Genomic DNA, 18425 nt, shown 5'->3' on the forward strand with positions numbered 1-18425 from the left:
GCGGCGCAATCCCGTCCGCCCGGCCCTGGTCCGGGTTCGACGCTCCTTCGCCCGATCGTAGCCATCAGGCGGCGGGCGGATGGACGCGTATAATCCGCTCTATTCGCTGGCCGGCGTCCTCGTCGGCCTGCTGGTCGGGCTGACGGGCGTCGGCGGCGGCTCCTTGATGACGCCGCTACTGGTGCTGGCGTTCGGTTTCCACCCGGCGACCGCGGTCGGCACCGATCTTCTCTACGCCTCGGCGACCAAGACGGTCGGCGGCGCGGTGCATGGCCTTCGCGGCACGGTGGACTGGGCGATCGTCCGCCGGCTCGCCATCGGCAGCCTCCCTGCCGCCGCGGTGACGCTGCTGGTGCTGAGCCGCGCCGGCACGCATGATTCCGATACCGGCGCGGCCATCACCGTCGTGCTCGGCATCGCCCTGGTCCTGACTGCGCTTGCCACCTTCTTCCGCGCCCGCATCGTCGCGCGCGTCGCGCCCGCCTTCCGCGGCATGAGCGGGCGGCGCCTCGTTGGTCTCACCATCCTGCTCGGCGCGATCCTCGGCGTGCTCGTCTCGCTCACCTCGGTCGGCGCCGGCGCACTCGGCATGACGGCGCTGCTGATCCTTTATCCCAAGGCGCCAGTGAACCGGCTGGTCGGGTCGGACATCGCCCATGCCGTGCCGCTCACCCTCATCGCCGGCATGGGCCATTGGTGGCTCGGCTCGGTCGATCCCATGCTGCTCGTCTCGCTGCTCGCCGGCTCCATCCCCGGCATCATCCTCGGCAGCATCATCGCCTCGCGCGTCACCGATCGGGTGCTCACCCCCATCCTCGCCACCACCCTCGCGATCGTCGGCCTGAAACTGATCTTCTGACGTCGCTCACGCGGCAGCAAGCTTGTCCCGCCGGGCGCCAGGCGCGATAGCGCGCGCCCACATCATTCAATCGATACGCAGGACCATCAAATGCCCCGCCCCGGCTTCGCCTTCTCCACCGCCTTCAAGGTGCGCTACGCGGAAATCGACGGCCAGCGCGTCGTCTTCAACTCGCGCTACCTCGAATATGCCGATGTCGCGGTCACCGAATACTGGGACTGGACCGGGATCGCCGACGCGCTGGGGGACACATGGCGCGAAATGGAATTCCACGTCCGCCGCGCCAACGTCGATTATCTGAAGCCGCTGATGTACGGCGATACGGTCGATGCCTCGGTGCGGATCGATCGCATCGGCACGTCCAGCATCACCAAGCGCTTCGAACTCGCCAACCAGCATGGTGAGCTCTGCAACGTGATCGAGCTCGTCAGCGTCAACGTCCATCTGCCCACCGGCCGCCCGGTGCCGATCGAGGGCGAGGTGCGCCAGTTCCTCGACGCGCTGATGGTGGCGCAGCCCGATCGCGTGGCGTAAGCTCGCCCCATGCTCGAAATGCGCCCCGATTGCGAACGCTGCGGCACTGATCTTCCGCCCGATGAGGGCGGTGCCTTCATCTGCTCGTTCGAATGCACCTTCTGCGCGGAATGCGCCGACGATCTCGACGAACGCTGCCCGAACTGCGGCGGCGAACTGGTCGATCGCCCAGCCCGCGTCGGCGCCGCGCTGAAGAAGCACCCCGCCTCCACCCAGCGCCACTTCAAGGGCTGAGCGTCGCCGTTCGCCCCGAACATGGTCTAAGGAGGGATCGGGGCCACCTTCGGACCGAAGGCTTGCGCCCGCCCCCCTGTCCTACGTCCCCCGATCGTGATCTAATCGCCCAGATGGCCACCGCCCTTCTTCCTGCCGCCCGGCTGCGCGCATCGCATCCGCAGACATCCGCGAATGTTGAGGGCGTTGGAAAAAAACGCGCCATCGCCTCAACTTCCTCAACATTCGTTTTTTGCAATCGTCGATGACGGCGCGGATTCTCATCGTCGCGGGCTCCGATTCCGGCGGCGGCGCCGGCATCCAGGCGGACATCCGCACCGTCACCATGCTGGGCAGCCATGCGATGACGGCGATCACCGCGATCACCGCGCAGAACACGCTTGGCGTTCAGGGCGTCCACCCGATCCCGGCCGCGATGGTCGCACAGCAGATGCGCGCCTGTATCGATGACATTGGCGTCGATGCGGTGAAGATCGGCATGATCGGCTCGGCGGAAACCGCCCATGCCGTGGCCGATGTGCTCGAGCAGCTGGCCGGCGTGCCGATCGTCTTCGATCCGGTGATGATCGCCACCTCGGGCTCGGTGCTGGCCGACGAAGCCACGATCGCCGCGTTCGACCGCCTGATGCGGCTTGCGACGGTGATTACGCCGAACGCACCCGAACTGGCGGCGCTCACTGGCCTGGCGGTCTCGTCGGAAGGTGATGCGCTGGTCGCGGGTCGGGAACTTGCCGCGACGAGCGGCGCGGCGGTGCTGGCGAAAGGTGGCCACCTCGCGCCGGATGTTACCGGTCAGGTGCTGCTGCCGGCCGGCGAACCGCAGGATCTGGTGGCTGACAATCTGATCCTGCCGGATGGTTTCGACATGGTCTGGACGGGCAGGCGCATCGAAACACGCCACACCCATGGCACCGGCTGCACGCTGGCAAGCGCCATCGCCGAGGGGCTCGCCCGCGGTCTCCCGCTGCCGCACGCGATCGCCCGCGCCCGCACCTTCGTCCGGATCGCGCTTCATGAAGCGCCGGGCGTCGGCACCGGCCACGGCCCGATGGGCCACCACAAGGTCCGCCTCGATTGTGATCTCGGCGGCGCCACGCCCAACCAGGTGACGCTCCCCGCGACCGACCACGCCGCCAGCCTCGCCTTCTACGCGGCGCTCGGGCTCACCCCGATCGTCGACAGCGCCGGGCGCTACGCCCGCTTCGAGAGCGCCGGCGGCACCACGCTCTCGATCGAGGCGACGGGGGAGATCGACGGCAAGCCGCTCGTCTTCCTCGAGGTCGCCGATCTCGACGCCGCCGTCGCTGCGGCGCGCAACGCCGGCATCACGGTTGCGGATCCGGTCGACCAGTCATGGGGCTGGCGCGAGGCGCGCCTCACCGATCCCGCCGGCAACGCGCTTTGTCTCTACACCGCTGGCGAGAACCGCCGCTTCCCGCCATGGCGGCTGGCATCATGCCCGGATTGAAGCACGAACGCCTGTATCTCGCCCCCGTCGTCGGCGTCGACGAGGCCGGCCGCGGTCCGCTCGCCGGCCCGGTCGTCGCCGCGGCGGTAATTCTCCCCGACAAGGGCGTGCCGCGCGGGATCGACGATTCGAAGAAGCTCCCCGCCACCGAACGCGCGCGGCTGTGCGGCCGGCTGAAGGATTGCGCCGTGGTCGGCATCGGGATCGTCGAGGCGGACGAGATCGATTCGCTCAACATCTACTGGGCGACGATGAAGGCGATGACGCTCGCGGTGGATCAGGTCGCCGCCACGCTCGGCTGCGCGCCGGGCCATGTGCTGGTCGACGGCAATCGCCTGCCGCGCTGGGGCTATGCCGCGACGCCGATCGTCGGCGGGGATGCGCTCAGCCGCTCGATCGCCGCCGCCTCGATCGTCGCCAAGCACACCCGCGACACGATCATGCTCGCCCATCACGAATCATATCCGCATTACGATTGGGCCTCGAACAAGGGCTATGGATGCCCCGCCCATCGCCGCGCTTTGGCCGAACACGGGCCCTCGCCGCTGCATCGGCGCAGTTTCGCACCGGTCGCGCAAACTGTTCTGCCACTGTGAGTCTTTCGCGCCACACCCCATAGTTTGAGTCAACCGACGGCGCCGGACTCTACATCTGGGGCGGTCCACCAAATGTTCCGCGTCGTTAACGCGATGGCAGCAAATCGCGTTAACCAATGCTCGCTTGACGCCGAGTCCACGCCGCGGCGACCATCGCGTGCGAAAAGGGGGAATCAATGGGGGTCATGGTTAAAACGCGGGTACGCAGTGCAAAGGCCGAGCCGGCAGCGGCTCCGGTCGCGCCGCTGCCGCTGGACGAGATCCTCATGGGGGATTGCATCGCGCACATGCGCGCGCTGCCGGCGAAGTCGGTCGACATGATCTTCGCCGATCCGCCCTACAATCTGCAGCTGGGAGGCGAGCTGTTCCGCCCCGACGGCAGCCACGTCGATGCCGTGACGGACGAATGGGACAAGTTCGATACCTTCGCCGCCTATGATGCGTTCACCCGCGCCTGGCTGGCCGAGGCGCACCGCATCCTCAAGGACGACGGCACGATCTGGGTGATCGGCAGCTATCACAACATCTTCCGCGTCGGCGTGGCGGTGCAGGATCTGGGCTATTGGATCCTCAACGACATCGTCTGGCGCAAGAACAACCCGATGCCCAATTTCCGCGGCACGCGGTTCACCAACGCGCACGAAACGCTCATCTGGGCGTCGAAGGGCGAGAAGGCGAAATACACCTTCAACTACCGCTCGATGAAGACGCTGAACGACGAAATCCAGATGCGCTCGGACTGGGAATTCCCGATCTGCGGCGGTCAGGAACGGCTGAAGGACGCCGCCGGCCACAAGGTGCACCCGACGCAGAAGCCCGAAGCGCTGCTGTACCGCATCCTCCTCGCCTGCACGAAGCCGGGCGACGTGGTGCTCGATCCGTTCTTCGGCACCGGCACCACCGGCGCGGTGGCCAAGCGCCTCGGCCGCCACTGGATCGGGATCGAGCGCGAGACGGATTACATCGACGCCGCTCGCCAGCGGATCACGGCCGCGCTGCCGCTCGACGAATCGGCGCTCACCACGATGCAGAGCCCGCGCCAGCAGCCCAAGGTCGCGTTCGGCGTGCTGGTGGAGAATGATTATCTCCCCGCCGGCAGCGTGGTGACCGATGCGAAGCGCCGCTTCCGCGCCACCGTCCGCGCCGACGGCAGCCTCGCCAGCGATTGCGGCGCGGCAGGCTCGATCCACAAGCTCGGCGCGACGCTGCAGGGCGCGCCGGCGTGCAACGGCTGGACGTTCTGGCATTACGAGGCGGACGGCGCGCTGAAGCCGATCGACGCGCTCCGCCAGACATACTTGCTGGCGACGCAGATCTAATTGCGTGCGGCGCGGGCCGCGCTGCGCCAAGGGGCCGATATGCACCTGCGCCCGATCCAGTTCGTCGACGCCCCCTTCGCCTATCCCGACGGGGCCGTCGCGCGCCTCGCCGGCGGCATGCAGTGGTTCGCCGCCTATGAGGTGATCGAGCACGGCGCCAGGCGCGTCGTGCCGGTCGCCGAGGTAGCCGCGCTCGGCGAGCGCGCCGCGCTGCTCCACGCCCGCATCACCGCCCCGCGCCCCGCCCTCGCGCTCGGCGAGCGTACCTTGCGCTTCGACCAGCCGCTCGTCGCCGGCATCCTCAACATGACGCCGGACAGCTTCTCCGACGGCGGCGCCACGCGCGACGATCCCGCCGCCGCCGCCACCGCCGGCATGATCATGGCCGAAAACGGCGCCGCGATGATCGACGTCGGCGGCGAATCGACCCGCCCCGGGGCTGCGCTCGTGTGGGAAGAGGATGAGGCGAAGCGCGTCACCCCTGTCATCGAGCGGCTGATCGCCGCCGGCGCGCTCGTCTCGATCGACACGCGCAAGGCGCTGGTCATGGATCGGGCGCTCGCCGCCGGCGCGCAGATCGTGAACGACGTGTCCGCATTGCTGTGGGACGAGCGTGCGGTCCAGGTAGTCGTGCGCGCCGGCTGCCCGGTGATCCTGATGCACTCGCCCGATCCCGCCAAGGGTCCGCACGGCGGCACCGGCTATCGCAACGTCGTCACCGAGGTGTTCGACTGGCTCGAGGCACGCGTCGAGGCGGTGGTCGCGGCCGGGGTCGATCGGTCGCACATCATCGTCGATCCGGGCATCGGGTTCGGCAAGTCGCTGCAGGACAATCTCGCGCTGATCAACGACCTCGCCATCTTCCACGGCCTCGGCTGCCCGATCATGCTCGGCGCCAGTCGCAAGCGCCTGATCGGCGCGCTGTCGAACGAGGCGCCGGTCGGCGAGCGGCTCGGCGGCTCGGTCGCGCTGGCGCTGAAGGGGGCGGAAGCCGGCGTCCAGCTCTTGCGCGTCCATGACGTCAGGGAAACGGTGCAGGCGCTGCGCGTGTGGCGCGGGCTGCGCGACCGGGCGTTCGTGGGATGACCGCCCTTCGCCCGGTGCGCGGCTGATGTGCGTCGTCGCCCTTGCGCTCGCCGCCGATCCGCGCTGGCCGCTGGTGGTGGTGGGCAACCGCGATGAGTTCCACGCCCGCCCCGCCGCCCCGCTGGCGCGATGGGATGACGCGCCGCACATCCTCGCCGGGCGCGATCTCATGTCCGGCGGCGGCTGGATCGGGGTGTCCGAGGAAGGCCGCTTCGCCGTGCTGACCAACGTCGCCGGCCATCCGCGTGGGCCCAATGCGCCCACCCGCGGCGCATTGGTGGCCGATTACCTGGGCGACGGCAGCCTGCCCGCCGACGACAGCCTCGCCGCATTCGGCGGGTTCAGCCTGATCACCAGCGACCGGCATGGCGCCCAGTTCCGCACCAACCAGCCGGCCCCGCTGCACCGCGCGCTCGAGCCCGGGCTGCACGGCATCTCGAACGGCCCGCTCGATCCGCCCTCGCCGCGCACCCGCACGCTCACCGCCGCGCTCGGCGAATGGCTGGACCACGCCCGCCCCGTGGAGGCGCTGCTCGCTCTCCTCGCGGACGAGGCGCCCGCCGTCCCCGGCGAGCGCCCCGTGTTCATCCGTGACAGCGTCTATGGCACCCGCTGCAGCACGGTCGTGGCCGTGGATGCCGCCGGCGCCGGCATCATCATCGAGCGCCGCTTCGGCCCCTCCGGCGTGCCGGAGGGGGAAACCAGCCTCAGCTTCCGCTGGCCGTAGCCTTCCCTTCCAGGCTGTGGCGGCGGCCATAAAGGAAGTAGATCGACAGGCCGACGAGGTTCCAGATCACGAAGCGAACCATCGTCGACGAGGGCAGGCTGAACAGCAGATAGAGGCAGCCGACGATCGCCAGCGTGCCTACCAGATAAGGCTGCGGACAGCGGAACAGGCGCGGCGCATCCGGCGCCCGCTTGCGCAGCACCATCAGGCACGCGCCAACCGCGATGAACGCCAGCAGCGTGCCGGCGTTGGCCAGCTCGGCGATTTCATCGAGCCGGAACAGGCCGGCGACGATCGCGATCGACGCACCCGTCACCAGCGTGATCAGCGTCGGCGCGCCGGTCCGCGGGCTGACGCTCGCCAGCCGACGCGGCAGCAGGCCGTCACGCGCCATGGTGAAGAACACGCGGCTCTGGCCGTACATCATCACAAGGATCACTGACGGCAGCGCGATGACCGCGGCCAGCGCGATCAGATAAGCCGCCATTGGCTTGTCCAGCGCACGCAGCACCAGCGCCAGCGGCTCGGGCGAATTGGCGAGGCTGAGGAACGGCAGCGCGCCGATCGCCGCCACCGCCACCAGCATGTAGATCAGCGTGCAGACCAGCATCGATCCGACGATGCCGATCGTCAGGTCGCGCCCCGGGTTCTTCGCTTCCTCGGCGGACGTCGCCACCGCGTCAAAGCCATAGAAGGCGAAGAACACGATCGCCGCCGCCGCCATCACGCCGCGCTTCTCGCCGCCGGTTTCCACCGAACCGAAGCCATAGGGCATGAACGGCGAGAGGTTGTCGGCGTTGAACGCCGGCAGCGCGAAGGCGATGAACACCGCCAGCGCGGTCAGCTTGATCACCACCAGCACGATGTTGAGCGTGGCGCTTTCCCGCGTACCGGCGATCAGCAGGCCCATGACGCTCAGTGCCACCAGCACCGCGGGCAGGTTCACGATCCCGCCAGCGTGCGGTCCGCTCAGCAAGGCGGCGGGCAAGACAACGCCGGCAGACTGGATCCACCCGACGAGATAGCCCGACCAGCCGACCGCCACGGTCGCGCAGGCCAGCGAATATTCCAGGATCAGGCTCCAGCCGACGATCCACGCCAGCGCCTCGCCAAGCGCGGCATAGCTGAACGTATAGGCGCTTCCCGCCGCCGGGATCATCGTCGCCAGTTCGGCATAGGCAAGCGCGGCGCAGGCGCAGACGGCGCCGGCGATCACGAAGGCCAGGATCACCGCCGGCCCGGCGCGCTCCGCGCCGACGCCGATCAGCGTGTAGATGCCGGTACCCACGATCGCGCCTACCCCCAGCGCGATCAGGTGCGGCCAGGACAAGGTCTTGGCGAGTGTCTGTCCCGCTTGATGCTGTGTGACAGACTCCAACGACTTACGCGGACCGAACATTCATTTCCCCCTTTGACGGCGGCGGACCGTGCCGTGTGATCGCGGATCAGGCAACACTGCTGTAGCATAAGGCCGCTTCCCGATTGCGGCCGATGCCCGCTGCGTGGCATAACAGTCGTTACGCAAGAACCGGGGAAGATCGCCATGTCCACCGCCGTCCTGCCGATGCCGAGTCGATTCTCGATCATCACCATCGCTGCTCCCGGGGTGGAAGCGCCCGCCTGGAACGCGCGGCTGCGCTGGCCCAGCTTCGGCGACGATCATGTCGCGCTCGATCATGAAGGCCGCCGGTCGATCTGGGCCGCGCAGCTCGATGCGGCGGTGATGCGGGCCGATCGCGCCGTGGTGCTGGTGGCGGAAGGGATCGGCTGTCACGCCGCTTCCTGGTGGGCACGCCTCACCCCGCGCAGCTATGTCTCGCGCGTGGCCGGCGCGCTGATGTTCGATCCCCCGGCGGAAGGCGCGCGCGATCGCGAGGCTTTCGCCTCGCCCGCCGTGGCCCTGCCCTTCCCCTCGCTGGTCCTGGCCGGGGAGCGCGCCACGCTGCCCGAAGGCGCGATCGACAGCTGGGGCAGCCGGCTGATCGACGGCCATCGTCAGCGCGAGGGGGATCTTCGCCCGTGGCGCAGCGCGCAGCGCCTGATCGAACGAGTCACCGCGCGGGTGATCGAGCGCGACGTCCAGCGCGTGCTCGCGCTTAACCCGGCCGCGCGGGACTGACATCGCTGGCGTCCGCTCTCTTCTGCGGGAAATGGACGCACGCGAAACGATCGAGACCGCACCTTCCTGTTGCCCTGCCCAGCGCCCCTCGCTAACCGCCGGAAATGGCGCTGGTCGGCATTATCATGGGCTCGACGTCCGATTGGGAAACCATGCGGCATGCAGCGGAGACGCTGGCCGCCCTCGACGTCGCTTACGAAACCCGCGTCGTATCGGCGCATCGCACCCCGCAACGGCTGTATGATTATGCCACCGGCGCGGCGGATCGCGGCCTGAAGGTGATCATCGCCGGCGCCGGCGGCGCCGCGCATCTGCCGGGCATGGCTGCCTCGATGACGCATCTGCCGGTGCTCGGCGTACCGGTCGAATCCAAGGCGCTGCAGGGCATGGATAGCCTGCTCTCGATCGTTCAGATGCCTGGCGGCATCCCGGTCGGCACGCTCGCCATCGGCAAGCCCGGCGCGATCAACGCCGGCCTCTTCGCCGCGTCGATCCTGGCAACCGGCGATGCTGCGCTGGCGGAGCGGCTCGTCGCCTGGCGCAAGGCGCAAACCGACAGCGTGGCGGAGTCGCCCGAATGACGCCGCTGCCCCCCGGCTCGACGATCGGCATCCTCGGTGGCGGCCAGCTGGGCCGGATGATCGCGACTGCCGCCGCCCAGCTCGGCTATCGCACCCATGTGCTGGCGCCGGACCGGGAAAGCGTTGCGGCGCAGACCGCCTCCTCGCTCACCCGCGCCGATTACCACAACCGCATCGTGCTCGCCGATTTCGCCGCGCAATGCGATGTCGTCACCTACGAGTTCGAGAATATCTCGGCCGGGCCGGTCGAATGGCTCGCTGATCGCGTGCCCGTCCATCCCTCTCCCGCCAGCCTGCGCGTGGCGCAGGATCGCCTCGCCGAAAAGCAGTTCGTTGCCGATGTCGGCGGCACGCCGGCGCGGTGGGCGGCGGTCGAATCGCGCGAGGCGCTCGACGCCGCCATTGCTGAAATCGGCACGCCCGCTGTGCTCAAGACGACGCGCATGGGCTATGACGGCAAGGGCCAGGTGCGGCTGCATTCGCCGGCCGATGCCGATGCCGCCTGGAGCGCGATCAACGGGCCCGCCGTGCTCGAGGCGTTCGTCGACTTCACCCATGAATTCTCGATCGTGCTGGTGCGCGATTGCGATGGGCGGATGGTCAGCTATCCGCCGCCGTGGAACGAGCATGAGGACGCGATCCTCGCCCGCTCCACCGTGCCCGCCCCGCCGCAGATCGCTTCGCTGTGGACCGAGGCTGCCGCGCTCACCGGCCGCATCGCCGATGCGCTCGGCCATGTCGGCGTGTTGACCTGCGAATATTTCGCCACGCCGAACGGCCCGATCTTCAACGAAATGGCGCCGCGGGTGCACAATTCCGGCCATTGGACGATCGAAGGTTCCGTTACCTCGCAGTTCGAGAACCATGTACGCGCCATTTGCGGCCTGCCGCTCGGCGATACGGCGCTTACCGGCACCGGCGTGGTGATGGAGAATCTCATCGGCGAACAGGCCGATCGCTGGGCCGACATCCTCGCCGAGCCGGGCGCGCATCTGCACCTCTACGGCAAGCGCGAGGTCCGCCCCGGCCGCAAGATGGGCCACGTCACCCGCATCCAGCGCGGCTAATCCCTGCCCGTAGGCGGTCCCCCGGGCCCAGACCCGGGGTCCCGCTTCTTCTGCGTGACGAGCGCGAACGCTCAGTCGATCATCGGCGCCATCCCCGGCTCGGCCTTCGCCATCGCGCGCTGATATGCCGGCCGCTCGGCAATCCGCTGGAGATACGCCCGCACATTGGGGAGTCCCGTCGGCGCCGCACCGCCAAAGGCGCGGGACGTCGTCAGCGTATAGACCATCATGATGTCCGCCAGGGTCAGGTTGCGGCCACCGAAGAACGGCACCTGCCCCAGCCGCCACTCCATCAGCTCGCGGCTGCGCTCGGCGCGCTGCCCGACGAAGCCCACCTTCGCCGGATCGCCGCCGCCAAGCGCGATCGCGGCCCCCATCATCTTGGTCGTCATGTAGGTCGCGTTCGACCAGTGAAACCAGAACAGGTGATCGGGATAGTCGGGATCATCCGGAGCCGGCGCGAGCCGCCCGTCGCCATAGCGCGTGTTGATGAACTCGCAGATCGCGGCGCTCTCGCCCAGCACCACGCCGTCCGCCTCTATAATCGGCGCGATGCCCATCGGGTGAAGCGCCTTGTAATCGTCCGGCGCCAGCCGGTTGTCGGCACGCCGATCGTATCGCTTCAGCTCGTAATCGAGGCCCAGTTCCTCGCACAGCCAGACGATTCGTTCCGATTGGGACAGGCCAAGGTGGTGAACGACGAGCATGGCCTTCCCTCCCGCGTGCGGCACGGATGGCCGCTGCCCGGCCAGTCATCGCCGAGCAAGCGGCGCTCCGCAAGCACCGCCGGCCGGTTAGTCGCGCCGCGACCCTGCGTTAGGCTGCTCGCCGACCTTCTCGTCGCCCAATTGGCCCGTGCCGTGGTAACCCTGCACGGATTGGCCGCCGGTGAAGTCGCCGGGCTTCTTGCCGGTATGCGGGTTGGGATAGGCGCCGCCCTGCGATTCGCCCTGCTTGTTCGGCGGCTCGGCATCGCTGGCGCTGGTCTTCCCGGCGCCCGCTGCGCCATCGGCCTGCATCGGCTCTTTCTCAGACATGTCGCGCTCCCGTGATTGTTGCACCCATCACCAACCATCGGCGCGCATGTTCGTGCCGTCGGTGCGCATCACCTGCCAATCGTCACCGGTATTCACCCATTTCCGACCGCGATTGACCGTCTTTCGCCGGCTCCTGCGGCCCGCCGTGCACGCGATCGAGGTAAAACCCGGCCAGCGTGTAATGCGCCTTCACCGCCTCCGGGCAGGACGCTTTCTGCGCCATCTCCAGCTCCTGCTCGGCCCGATCGTAATAATAATGCTGGTCGCTCATCACGGCACCGCTCCCGTCAACCGACTCATAAGGCTGACAAAGTTCACAGCAGAAATTCCGCCGCCGCTCACTCAACTGGGTTATGAAGCGCCAAGACACCGCGCATGCGCCGCAGTCATTTTGTCGCCGCTTCGTCGCGCCCCGCTCGCTCGACTCTGCGCGAAAGGTGCAAAAAGGCGGCTCATCACAGGAATTGAGGCCATGCGTGAAAGAGACAATGCCGAACGGCTGATGTGGCTGAACCTCGGGCTGCTCTTCGCAGTGTCGCTGGTCACACTTACCGGCGCCGTAGTGCTTTGAAGCCGGTGCCTGACTGCGACGGCATCCTTTGCGTTGCACTAACTTATTCTTTTTCCAAACGAATGCCGCATTCGCGCCACTAACGTGACCCAGCTTTTTCCATATTGAGCCGATCACGACGTGCAGCCAAACCTGTCTCGAGCAACGAACAAGCCGCGACCCGGGCCTGTAGCTGTACGGGCTACTGCTCGGCGGCCTTCCCCACTAACGCCCGCCGAGCGTTTTCCGGTCACCTGATCGCTCATGAGCGCTCCTTCCCTTGAAGGCCGGAGGGTGGAGATCTGGCGCGCCGGTGTCGCAGCACGCAGCAGCGAGGCCTACGCCAAGCCTTAGCCTCAGAGGTATGGCAGAGGTACAACTGCGTTCTTGATCCGCTTGTCCTGATCGCACTTTCCTCGTGTGGTTGGCGACGGTCGTCTGGCAGATGTTGCGCGGCGGTGATCCCTGCGGTTTCATCCTTGGCCCCTCGCTTTGAGGCACAAGTCTAGCGCGTCAGCCTGATGCGTCGCCGTCTACTCGCCGAGGTGTTGAACCTCGGCGATTTTCCAGCGCTTGCTGGAACCACGGAACCGCCTAACGTCCTGCGCTCCGCGAGCATCGGCCAAACGCTTCCTCCATAACGGACGTGATCCGGCGGCGGCTACGCCAAGATCATCGTAAAGCCACGTCCATCGGCATGATCGTCAGGGCCTGAGCCTGCAGTTCCATGCCTCGAATTCTTGAACGACGCGGGCAGGTGGATGCTACGAATGTTGGATACCGGTGGCGCAAGCACCGTCTGGGTGAGGCTGCCCTGCCCCGGCCCCCGCCGCGCCGCCGCATGAAGCGGCCATTGTGCTGATGATCGTCACTGTCCATCGCAAGCTCGCGCCGTTGGCACCGGCGTTCGGGCTCGGCGTGGGCATGCTTGCGCGGGTATCCGGGCAGGGCGTGGCGTTGATCGTCACTCTGGCGGCGGCGAGCTACCTCTCGCCCGAACAATTCGGCGTCTACGCGCTCGCCGCGGCGATGGTCACCATCATCCGCACGATGCTGTACGGCCCGACCTACCAATATGTGATGCAGACGCCGGAACTGCATCGCTACTCGAGCGAAACCCTCGTGCTGAAGGTGCTGACGGCGGCGGCCTGCTCCCTGGTGCCGATTGCGATCTTGTCTATCTGGCCGGAGCTGTTCGGCAGCCGTGACGTCCTCTGGTTGTTCCTGCTGATGGCGCCGTCGAACGTGTTGGGTGCGTTCGCCGCCTGGTCGGAAGCGCAACTGCTGCGCCGCGGGACGAGTATGGGATATTACACCTCCCTCGCGCTGGTCGAGATGTTCGGCGGCGCGGTAGCAGTCGCGATGTTCGCCGCCAGCTATGGTGTCATCGCGCTCGTCCCTATGGTCTATCTTCGCGCGGTCTTGCTGTTCGTCGCATTCAGCGCGCTCGCTCGTCCTGCCTTGTCCACCGGCTTCAGCGCGCCTCGCCTTGCGGAAGTGACGCGCTGGACGATGCCGCAATATGCGTCGTCCCTTACCGGGCTCTTCTCCAATTATGGCGCGGACTTCATCATCGGCGCCCTGCTCAGCCCAGCCGCCACCGGCATGTACCGCGCGGCCAGCCGCATCACCGCGGCCGTCTCTGATCTCTGCGCCCAGCCAATACGGCTCGTGGCGATCTCAAGTTTCGCGCGGCGGATCGCCGCGGGTCGGCCTGCGTCTGACGTTTGGCCAAAGATCGCTGCACTTTGCCTGTTCGTCGCGGTGCCGGCGCTGGGTGGTCTCGCTGCAGTTTGCGATTTGCTCCTGCCTACGTTGCTCGGGCCATCATGGGCCGGCCTCGCGACGATCGTTGCGATTCTCAGTCTGGGCCGGGTCGTGACCACGCTGTCCGGCGTGGCCACGCCATTCCTTGCGGCGGTCGGCCTGCATCGTCGGCTGCTGCCCGTCCAGCTCTCGGCTTCCGCCTGCCTTCTCGGTGGCTTGCTGGCGAGCGCAGATCACGGGATCGTCGCCGTGGCGGTCGTGGCAAGCGGTACCACGATGATCGCAGCGATCATCTACATTCTGATGGCCTATCGCGCTGCGCAAGGCGCTCGCTACCCTGCCGTCCGGCTTCTTCTGCTCTCCGCCGTGCCTGGCGTCGTTTCCACCGCGACTGCAGTGATTGTCTCGCGCTCCTCGATCGTCAGCGATGCGGCAACCTTGGGCGCCTTGTCGATCGCATCAGCTGTGATCGCCTGGTCTGTTTCGGTTGCGCTTTTGAAGGGGCGCCTCTCCCCGATCATGCACGTTCTGCGGGACGAGCGCGCCACGCCTCCACCGTCTGTCGGCCGTGCAGAGCCGCCCAGCGCCGACAATGCCGATTTCCACCGCGTGAGGCCCACCGCATGACGCTGTTCATCAACGGGAATAACTTGAACAACCCGTTCTGGGGTGTCTCGCGGGTGGCCTTCGAACTGGTTCGCTCGCTTGACCGAATCTTCGCCGAACCGGGCAAGATGAACCCGTTTGATGACGTTGTGTTGCTTGGCCGCACGCCCACCTCTCCGATCCCGTCTCTCAAGGCGATCCGCTACGAGCGTATCCGCGCGCCCAGTCTATATCTGTGGGAGAATGTTGCTCTGGCGCTGCGCACAAAAGGGCACCCGATCGTCGGCTTTCAGAATCGCAATCCGCTGTTCAAGCGCAATTGCGCCACGATGATCCACGGGCTGCAGGTCCTCACCCAGCCCTCCTCCTATTCCCTGCGTGCGCGGTGGGAAGGCCGGTTACTGCTGCCGATCATCGGGCGTCTGCACCGCACGATCCTCACCGTTTCGCGTTTTTCGGCGGACGAGATCGCCGCCCTCGGCGTTGCGAAGCGCGACAAGATCGATGTCGTCTACAATGGCATCGATCATTGCGAGGTTCGTTCAGGCGGTACAGCCAAGGCCGCCATCGATCCGCCGCTGCCGCCACGTGGCTACGTTCTTGCCCAAGCCAGCGTGAAACCGCACAAGAACATCGGCATTCTGCTTCAGGCCTTCGCTGATCCAGCTCTCGCTGATCTGACGCTCGTTTTGTTCGGCGGGGATGATCGCGCAGCCTTTGCGGCGGCAGGCCACTCCATTCCCTCGAACGTCGTGTTTGCCGGGCTAATCGGAGACAGCGCCCTTGCAGACCTTCTCCGCAACGCACTCTGCCTCGCCTTCCCATCTCTGACGGAAGGATTCGGGCTGCCGCCCCTGGAGGCTATGATGGCTGGAACTCCGGCGGTCGTCAGTGACCGCGGCGCCATCCCGGAGATATGCGGCGGAGGTGCCGCGATGATGTGCGACCCGACCGATGCTACCGCTTGGCGGGACGCGATTGCCGAACTTGCCCGCAACGAAGAACTTCGCGCACGCCATGTTGCGCTTGGCAAGGCGCGCGCCGAGACGTTCACTTGGGAGCGGGCCGGCCGCAGCCTGTACGACATCCTTGTCGCTCGTCATGGAGTTTGAGCGGCACAATTCCCCGCTACGGCATTGACCGGGCGCCGCGGCACACCTTCGCCGGCAGCGCTAGGTACTTTCCCCGAAGCACAGCCCCTGCCGCCGTGATAAATCCAGATCGTGGATCGGTCCGCTAAACGGGCTTCTTTAACGTGCGAGGGGTAAAGGTCGATGTTCGACTCGCTTGATGCCGTCATGCTCGCGCGGATCCAGTTTGCCTTCACTGTCAGCTTTCACTTTATCTTCCCTGCCTTCTCCATCGGCCTCGCGAGTTACTTGGCGGTGCTGGAAGGATTGTGGTTGCGGACCAGGCGGGAGGTGTACCTCGATCTGTTCCGCTTCTGGGTGAAGATCTTCGCCATCGCCTTTGCGATGGGTGTCGTCTCCGGCATCGTGATGTCCTATCAGTTCGGCACCAATTGGGCGGTCTTCTCGGACAAGGCCGGCCCCGTCATCGGGCCGCTGATGGCCTATGAGGTGCTTACCGCCTTCTTTCTCGAGGCAGGGTTCCTCGGCGTCATGCTGTTCGGGATGCAGAAGGTCGGCCGCACGCTGCATTTCTTCGCCACGCTGATGGTGGCGCTGGGTACGCTGATCTCCGCGATCTGGATCCTCAGCGTGAACAGCTGGATGCAGACCCCGGTGGGCTACGAGATGAATGCGGTCGGGCAGTTCGTGCCCGGGCCCGACTGGTTCACGATCATCTTCAATCCCAGCTTCCCCTATCGCCTGTTTCACACCACGCTCGCCGCCTATCTCACCACCGCCTTCGTGGTCGGCGGCGTCGGCGCGTGGCAATTGCTCAAGCAACGCGGCGGCCGGCTGATCGCGCTGCATGTGCGCACCGATCCCTCGGAATTGATCGCCGTGTCGCCGCGGTCGGAAGCGGCCGCGCGCAAGATGCTGTCGATGGCGATGTGGATGGCGACGATCGTCGCGCCGATCCAGATCATCGCCGGCGACATGCACGGCCTCAACACACTCCAACACCAGCCCGCCAAGGTGATGGCGATGGAAGGCCACTTCAAAAGCTACCCTGATGGCGCGCCCCTGATCCTCTTCGGCATTCCCAACTCGGCCGAGCAGCGGGTCGACTATGCTGTCGAGATACCCAGGGGCTCGTCGCTGATCCTGAAGCATGATCCCGATGCACCGCTTGCGGGGCTCGATACGGTGCCGCTCGATCGGCAGCCGCCCGTCGGCGTCGTCTTCTGGGCATTCCGCATCATGGTGACGATCGGCGTCGGGATGCTCGGGCTCGGCCTGTGGAGCCTATACGCGCGGTGGCGCCGCCGCCTGTACGACTGGCCATTGCTTCACCGGGCGGCAGTGATCATGGGGCCGTCCGGCTTCGTCGCGGTCATCGCCGGCTGGGTGACGACCGAGGTGGGGCGGCAGCCCTATACCATCTACGGCCTGCTCACGACGGCCCAAAGCGTGTCCCCGCTCGCGGCGCCCGCGGTGGCGTCATCGCTGATCGCCTTCATCATCGTCTATTTCGCGGTGTTCGGTTTCGGCACCTGGTACATCCTGCGCCTGATGAACAAGGGCGTCGAGGTTCACGAGCCCCGGCCCACCGAGGCATCCGGCCCGATCCGCACGGCGGGGATCACCCCGGGTCCGACCCAGCTGGCGGGGGCCTGAGCGATGGGCGTCAACGTCGACCTGACGATCGTCTGGGCGTTCATCATCGCCTTCGCCGTCTTCGCCTATGTGGTGATGGACGGGTTCGATCTGGGCATCGGCATCCTGTTCCCGACCTTCTCCGTGGGCGAGGAACGCGATCAGGCGATGAACGCGATCGCTCCGGTGTGGGACGGCAACGAAACGTGGCTGGTGCTTGGCGGCGGCGGCCTCTTCGCGGCCTTCCCGCTTGCCTATGGCGTGGTGATGACGGCGCTTTACCCGCCGATCATCGCGATGTTGCTGGGGCTCGTCTTCCGCGGCGTCGCGTTCGAGGCACGCTGGCGCGATCCGGCGCATCGCGCGGGGTGGGATTTCGCCTTCACCGCCGGATCGTTCGTGGCGGCCTTCTCGCAGGGCGTGATCCTCGGCGCATTGCTGCAGGGGGTGACGGTGTCGAACCGCGCCTATGCCGGCGAGTGGCTCGACTGGCTCAGCCCGTTCAGTCTCGTCACCGGCATCAGCGTCGTCTGCGGCTATGCGTTGCTCGGCGCCACATGGCTGATCTGGAAGACGGATGGGCGCACCCAGGCGCATGCCTGCCGCCTCGCCGGGCTCGCCTTCGGCGCGACGCTGGTCGCGATCGTCCTCGTCAGCCTGTCGACGCTGGGGCTCGATGCGGATTACCGCGAGAAGTGGCTCGGCACGCCGGCCATTTACGTGACATCGCAGGTGCCGCTGCTGAGCGCGATTGTCGCCTTTGCCTTTCACCGCTCGCTGAAGAAGCGGCGAGAGGTGCGGCCCTTCTTCCTGGCGCTCGCGCTTTTCCTGATGAGCTATATCGGGCTCGGGATCAGCATGTATCCCTATGTGGTGCCGGAAGCGCTCACCATCTGGGACGCCGCGGCGCCGGAGCGCAGCCAGGTCTTCATGCTGATCGGGGCAGGCGTACTGGTGCCGATCATCCTCGCCTACACCGCCTGGGCCTATTGGGTATTCCGCGGCAAGGTGGGGACGGAAGGATATCATTGATGCAGGAGGCGCCGCTCTGGCGGCGGCTCGGCTGGATGGCCCTGATCTGGGCCGCCAGCGTCGCCGCCGTCGGCGCGGTCGCCATGGTGATCCGCCTGTGGCTGAAGCCCTGAAGCT

20 protein-coding genes are annotated in these 18425 nt (G+C 66.9%); 16 read left to right on the forward strand and 4 right to left on the reverse strand.

Annotated features, from left to right (window positions below):
• The first annotated feature begins 79 nt into the window (after positions 1-79).
• The 8 genes from ACH0AE_RS14110 (at position 80) to ACH0AE_RS14145 (ending at position 6823) form a co-directional block, all read left to right on the forward strand.
• A complete protein-coding gene (locus ACH0AE_RS14110; protein WP_294441863.1) occupies positions 80-859 on the forward strand; it encodes a sulfite exporter TauE/SafE family protein in 780 nt (259 codons plus the stop codon).
• A 90-nt stretch (positions 860-949) separates the two neighbouring features.
• Positions 950-1393: a thioesterase family protein gene (locus ACH0AE_RS14115; RefSeq protein ID WP_294441864.1), complete on the forward strand. Its 444-nt coding sequence runs from the start codon at positions 950-952 to the stop codon at positions 1391-1393.
• A 9-nt stretch (positions 1394-1402) separates the two neighbouring features.
• Positions 1403-1627 carry a DUF1272 domain-containing protein gene (locus tag ACH0AE_RS14120; protein ID WP_294441865.1) on the forward strand — a complete coding sequence of 75 codons (225 nt, stop codon included), beginning with the start codon at positions 1403-1405 and terminating at the stop codon, positions 1625-1627.
• Between the two features lie 244 nt (positions 1628-1871).
• Positions 1872-3095, forward strand: a complete 1224-nt coding sequence (gene thiD / locus ACH0AE_RS14125; protein WP_294441866.1) for a bifunctional hydroxymethylpyrimidine kinase/phosphomethylpyrimidine kinase — start codon at positions 1872-1874, stop codon at positions 3093-3095.
• Complete coding sequence (locus ACH0AE_RS14130) at positions 3083-3691, forward strand: ribonuclease HII (RefSeq protein WP_294441867.1); 609 nt, start codon at positions 3083-3085, stop codon at positions 3689-3691. Before thiD ends, ACH0AE_RS14130 begins: the two co-directional genes overlap by 13 nt.
• 176 nt (positions 3692-3867) lie before the next feature.
• Positions 3868-5010, forward strand: coding sequence for a site-specific DNA-methyltransferase (locus ACH0AE_RS14135; protein ID WP_406875822.1), 1143 nt, complete (start codon positions 3868-3870; stop codon positions 5008-5010).
• A 39-nt stretch (positions 5011-5049) separates the two neighbouring features.
• Positions 5050-6096: a dihydropteroate synthase gene (gene folP / locus ACH0AE_RS14140; RefSeq protein WP_294441868.1), complete on the forward strand. Its 1047-nt coding sequence runs from the start codon at positions 5050-5052 to the stop codon at positions 6094-6096.
• Between the two features lie 25 nt (positions 6097-6121).
• On the forward strand, positions 6122-6823 hold the full coding sequence (locus tag ACH0AE_RS14145) for an NRDE family protein (protein ID WP_294441869.1): 702 nt from the start codon (positions 6122-6124) through the stop codon (positions 6821-6823).
• On the opposite strand, the gene ACH0AE_RS14150 is transcribed toward ACH0AE_RS14145, so the two are convergent.
• Positions 6804-8222, reverse strand: a complete 1419-nt coding sequence (locus tag ACH0AE_RS14150; protein ID WP_294441870.1) for an amino acid permease — start codon at positions 8220-8222, stop codon at positions 6804-6806. The genes ACH0AE_RS14145 and ACH0AE_RS14150 overlap by 20 nt on opposite strands.
• A 144-nt stretch (positions 8223-8366) precedes the next feature.
• Between ACH0AE_RS14150 and ACH0AE_RS14155 the strand changes: the two genes are divergently transcribed.
• From ACH0AE_RS14155 to ACH0AE_RS14165, 3 genes are all read left to right on the forward strand, one after another.
• A complete protein-coding gene (locus ACH0AE_RS14155) occupies positions 8367-8942 on the forward strand; it encodes an alpha/beta hydrolase (RefSeq protein WP_294441871.1) in 576 nt (191 codons plus the stop codon).
• A 104-nt stretch (positions 8943-9046) separates the two neighbouring features.
• Positions 9047-9523 carry a 5-(carboxyamino)imidazole ribonucleotide mutase gene (gene purE, locus ACH0AE_RS14160; protein ID WP_294441872.1) on the forward strand — a complete coding sequence of 159 codons (477 nt, stop codon included), beginning with the start codon at positions 9047-9049 and terminating at the stop codon, positions 9521-9523.
• Complete coding sequence (locus tag ACH0AE_RS14165; protein ID WP_294441873.1) at positions 9520-10590, forward strand: 5-(carboxyamino)imidazole ribonucleotide synthase; 1071 nt, start codon at positions 9520-9522, stop codon at positions 10588-10590. Before purE ends, ACH0AE_RS14165 begins: the two co-directional genes overlap by 4 nt.
• Before the next feature lie 71 nt (positions 10591-10661).
• On the opposite strand, the gene ACH0AE_RS14170 is transcribed toward ACH0AE_RS14165, so the two are convergent.
• From ACH0AE_RS14170 to ACH0AE_RS14180, 3 genes are all read right to left on the reverse strand, one after another.
• Positions 10662-11297 (reverse strand): glutathione S-transferase family protein, encoded by a 636-nt coding sequence (locus ACH0AE_RS14170; RefSeq protein WP_294441874.1) that lies wholly within the window; start codon positions 11295-11297, stop codon positions 10662-10664.
• Between the two features lie 87 nt (positions 11298-11384).
• A complete protein-coding gene (locus tag ACH0AE_RS14175; protein ID WP_294441875.1) occupies positions 11385-11627 on the reverse strand; it encodes a hypothetical protein in 243 nt (80 codons plus the stop codon).
• 82 nt (positions 11628-11709) lie between these two features.
• The gene (locus ACH0AE_RS14180) at positions 11710-11898 is read right to left on the reverse strand and encodes a hypothetical protein (protein WP_294441876.1); all 189 of its coding nucleotides are present in this window, start codon (positions 11896-11898) and stop codon (positions 11710-11712) included.
• A 1140-nt stretch (positions 11899-13038) separates the two neighbouring features.
• On the opposite strand from ACH0AE_RS14180, the gene ACH0AE_RS14185 reads away from it, so the two are divergent.
• From ACH0AE_RS14185 to ACH0AE_RS14205, 5 genes are all read left to right on the forward strand, one after another.
• Complete coding sequence (locus ACH0AE_RS14185) at positions 13039-14571, forward strand: oligosaccharide flippase family protein (RefSeq protein WP_294441877.1); 1533 nt, start codon at positions 13039-13041, stop codon at positions 14569-14571.
• Positions 14568-15662, forward strand: a complete 1095-nt coding sequence (locus tag ACH0AE_RS14190; RefSeq protein WP_294441878.1) for a glycosyltransferase family 1 protein — start codon at positions 14568-14570, stop codon at positions 15660-15662. The genes ACH0AE_RS14185 and ACH0AE_RS14190 overlap by 4 nt, the downstream gene beginning before the upstream one ends.
• A 162-nt stretch (positions 15663-15824) precedes the next feature.
• Positions 15825-17297, forward strand: coding sequence for a cytochrome ubiquinol oxidase subunit I (locus ACH0AE_RS14195; RefSeq protein ID WP_294441879.1), 1473 nt, complete (start codon positions 15825-15827; stop codon positions 17295-17297).
• A 3-nt stretch (positions 17298-17300) separates the two neighbouring features.
• A complete protein-coding gene (cydB, locus tag ACH0AE_RS14200) occupies positions 17301-18308 on the forward strand; it encodes a cytochrome d ubiquinol oxidase subunit II (protein WP_294441880.1) in 1008 nt (335 codons plus the stop codon).
• On the forward strand, positions 18308-18421 hold the full coding sequence (locus tag ACH0AE_RS14205; RefSeq protein ID WP_294441881.1) for a DUF2474 family protein: 114 nt from the start codon (positions 18308-18310) through the stop codon (positions 18419-18421). The genes cydB and ACH0AE_RS14205 overlap by 1 nt, the downstream gene beginning before the upstream one ends.
• The last annotated feature ends 4 nt before the right edge of the window (positions 18422-18425 follow it).

Source organism: Sphingomonas sp. 179-A 2A2 NHS, from assembly GCF_045371305.1.
Taxonomy (GTDB): Bacteria; Pseudomonadota; Alphaproteobacteria; order Sphingomonadales; family Sphingomonadaceae; genus Sphingomonas.

Bases quoted from the DNA above. Each gene is read 5' to 3' on its own strand.
- ACH0AE_RS14120 (WP_294441865.1), top strand. From the start codon at position 1,403: ATGCTCGAAATGCGCCCCGATTGCGAACGCTGCGGCACTGATCTTCCG.
- ACH0AE_RS14205 (WP_294441881.1), top strand. From the start codon at position 18,308: ATGCAGGAGGCGCCGCTCTGGCGGCGGCTCGGCTGGATGGCCCTGATC.
- ACH0AE_RS14190 (WP_294441878.1), top strand. From the start codon at position 14,568: ATGACGCTGTTCATCAACGGGAATAACTTGAACAACCCGTTCTGGGGT.
- purE (WP_294441872.1), top strand. From the start codon at position 9,047: ATGGCGCTGGTCGGCATTATCATGGGCTCGACGTCCGATTGGGAAACC.
- ACH0AE_RS14165 (WP_294441873.1), top strand. From the start codon at position 9,520: ATGACGCCGCTGCCCCCCGGCTCGACGATCGGCATCCTCGGTGGCGGC.
- thiD (WP_294441866.1), top strand. From the start codon at position 1,872: ATGACGGCGCGGATTCTCATCGTCGCGGGCTCCGATTCCGGCGGCGGC.
- ACH0AE_RS14170 (WP_294441874.1), bottom strand. From the start codon at position 11,297: ATGCTCGTCGTTCACCACCTTGGCCTGTCCCAATCGGAACGAATCGTC.
- ACH0AE_RS14155 (WP_294441871.1), top strand. From the start codon at position 8,367: ATGTCCACCGCCGTCCTGCCGATGCCGAGTCGATTCTCGATCATCACC.
- ACH0AE_RS14150 (WP_294441870.1), bottom strand. From the start codon at position 8,222: ATGTTCGGTCCGCGTAAGTCGTTGGAGTCTGTCACACAGCATCAAGCG.
- ACH0AE_RS14135 (WP_406875822.1), top strand. From the start codon at position 3,868: ATGGGGGTCATGGTTAAAACGCGGGTACGCAGTGCAAAGGCCGAGCCG.
- ACH0AE_RS14110 (WP_294441863.1), top strand. From the start codon at position 80: ATGGACGCGTATAATCCGCTCTATTCGCTGGCCGGCGTCCTCGTCGGC.
- ACH0AE_RS14145 (WP_294441869.1), top strand. From the start codon at position 6,122: ATGTGCGTCGTCGCCCTTGCGCTCGCCGCCGATCCGCGCTGGCCGCTG.
- ACH0AE_RS14195 (WP_294441879.1), top strand. From the start codon at position 15,825: ATGTTCGACTCGCTTGATGCCGTCATGCTCGCGCGGATCCAGTTTGCC.
- ACH0AE_RS14185 (WP_294441877.1), top strand. From the start codon at position 13,039: ATGATCGTCACTGTCCATCGCAAGCTCGCGCCGTTGGCACCGGCGTTC.
- ACH0AE_RS14130 (WP_294441867.1), top strand. From the start codon at position 3,083: ATGCCCGGATTGAAGCACGAACGCCTGTATCTCGCCCCCGTCGTCGGC.
- cydB (WP_294441880.1), top strand. From the start codon at position 17,301: ATGGGCGTCAACGTCGACCTGACGATCGTCTGGGCGTTCATCATCGCC.
- ACH0AE_RS14115 (WP_294441864.1), top strand. From the start codon at position 950: ATGCCCCGCCCCGGCTTCGCCTTCTCCACCGCCTTCAAGGTGCGCTAC.
- ACH0AE_RS14175 (WP_294441875.1), bottom strand. From the start codon at position 11,627: ATGTCTGAGAAAGAGCCGATGCAGGCCGATGGCGCAGCGGGCGCCGGG.
- ACH0AE_RS14180 (WP_294441876.1), bottom strand. From the start codon at position 11,898: ATGAGCGACCAGCATTATTATTACGATCGGGCCGAGCAGGAGCTGGAG.
- folP (WP_294441868.1), top strand. From the start codon at position 5,050: ATGCACCTGCGCCCGATCCAGTTCGTCGACGCCCCCTTCGCCTATCCC.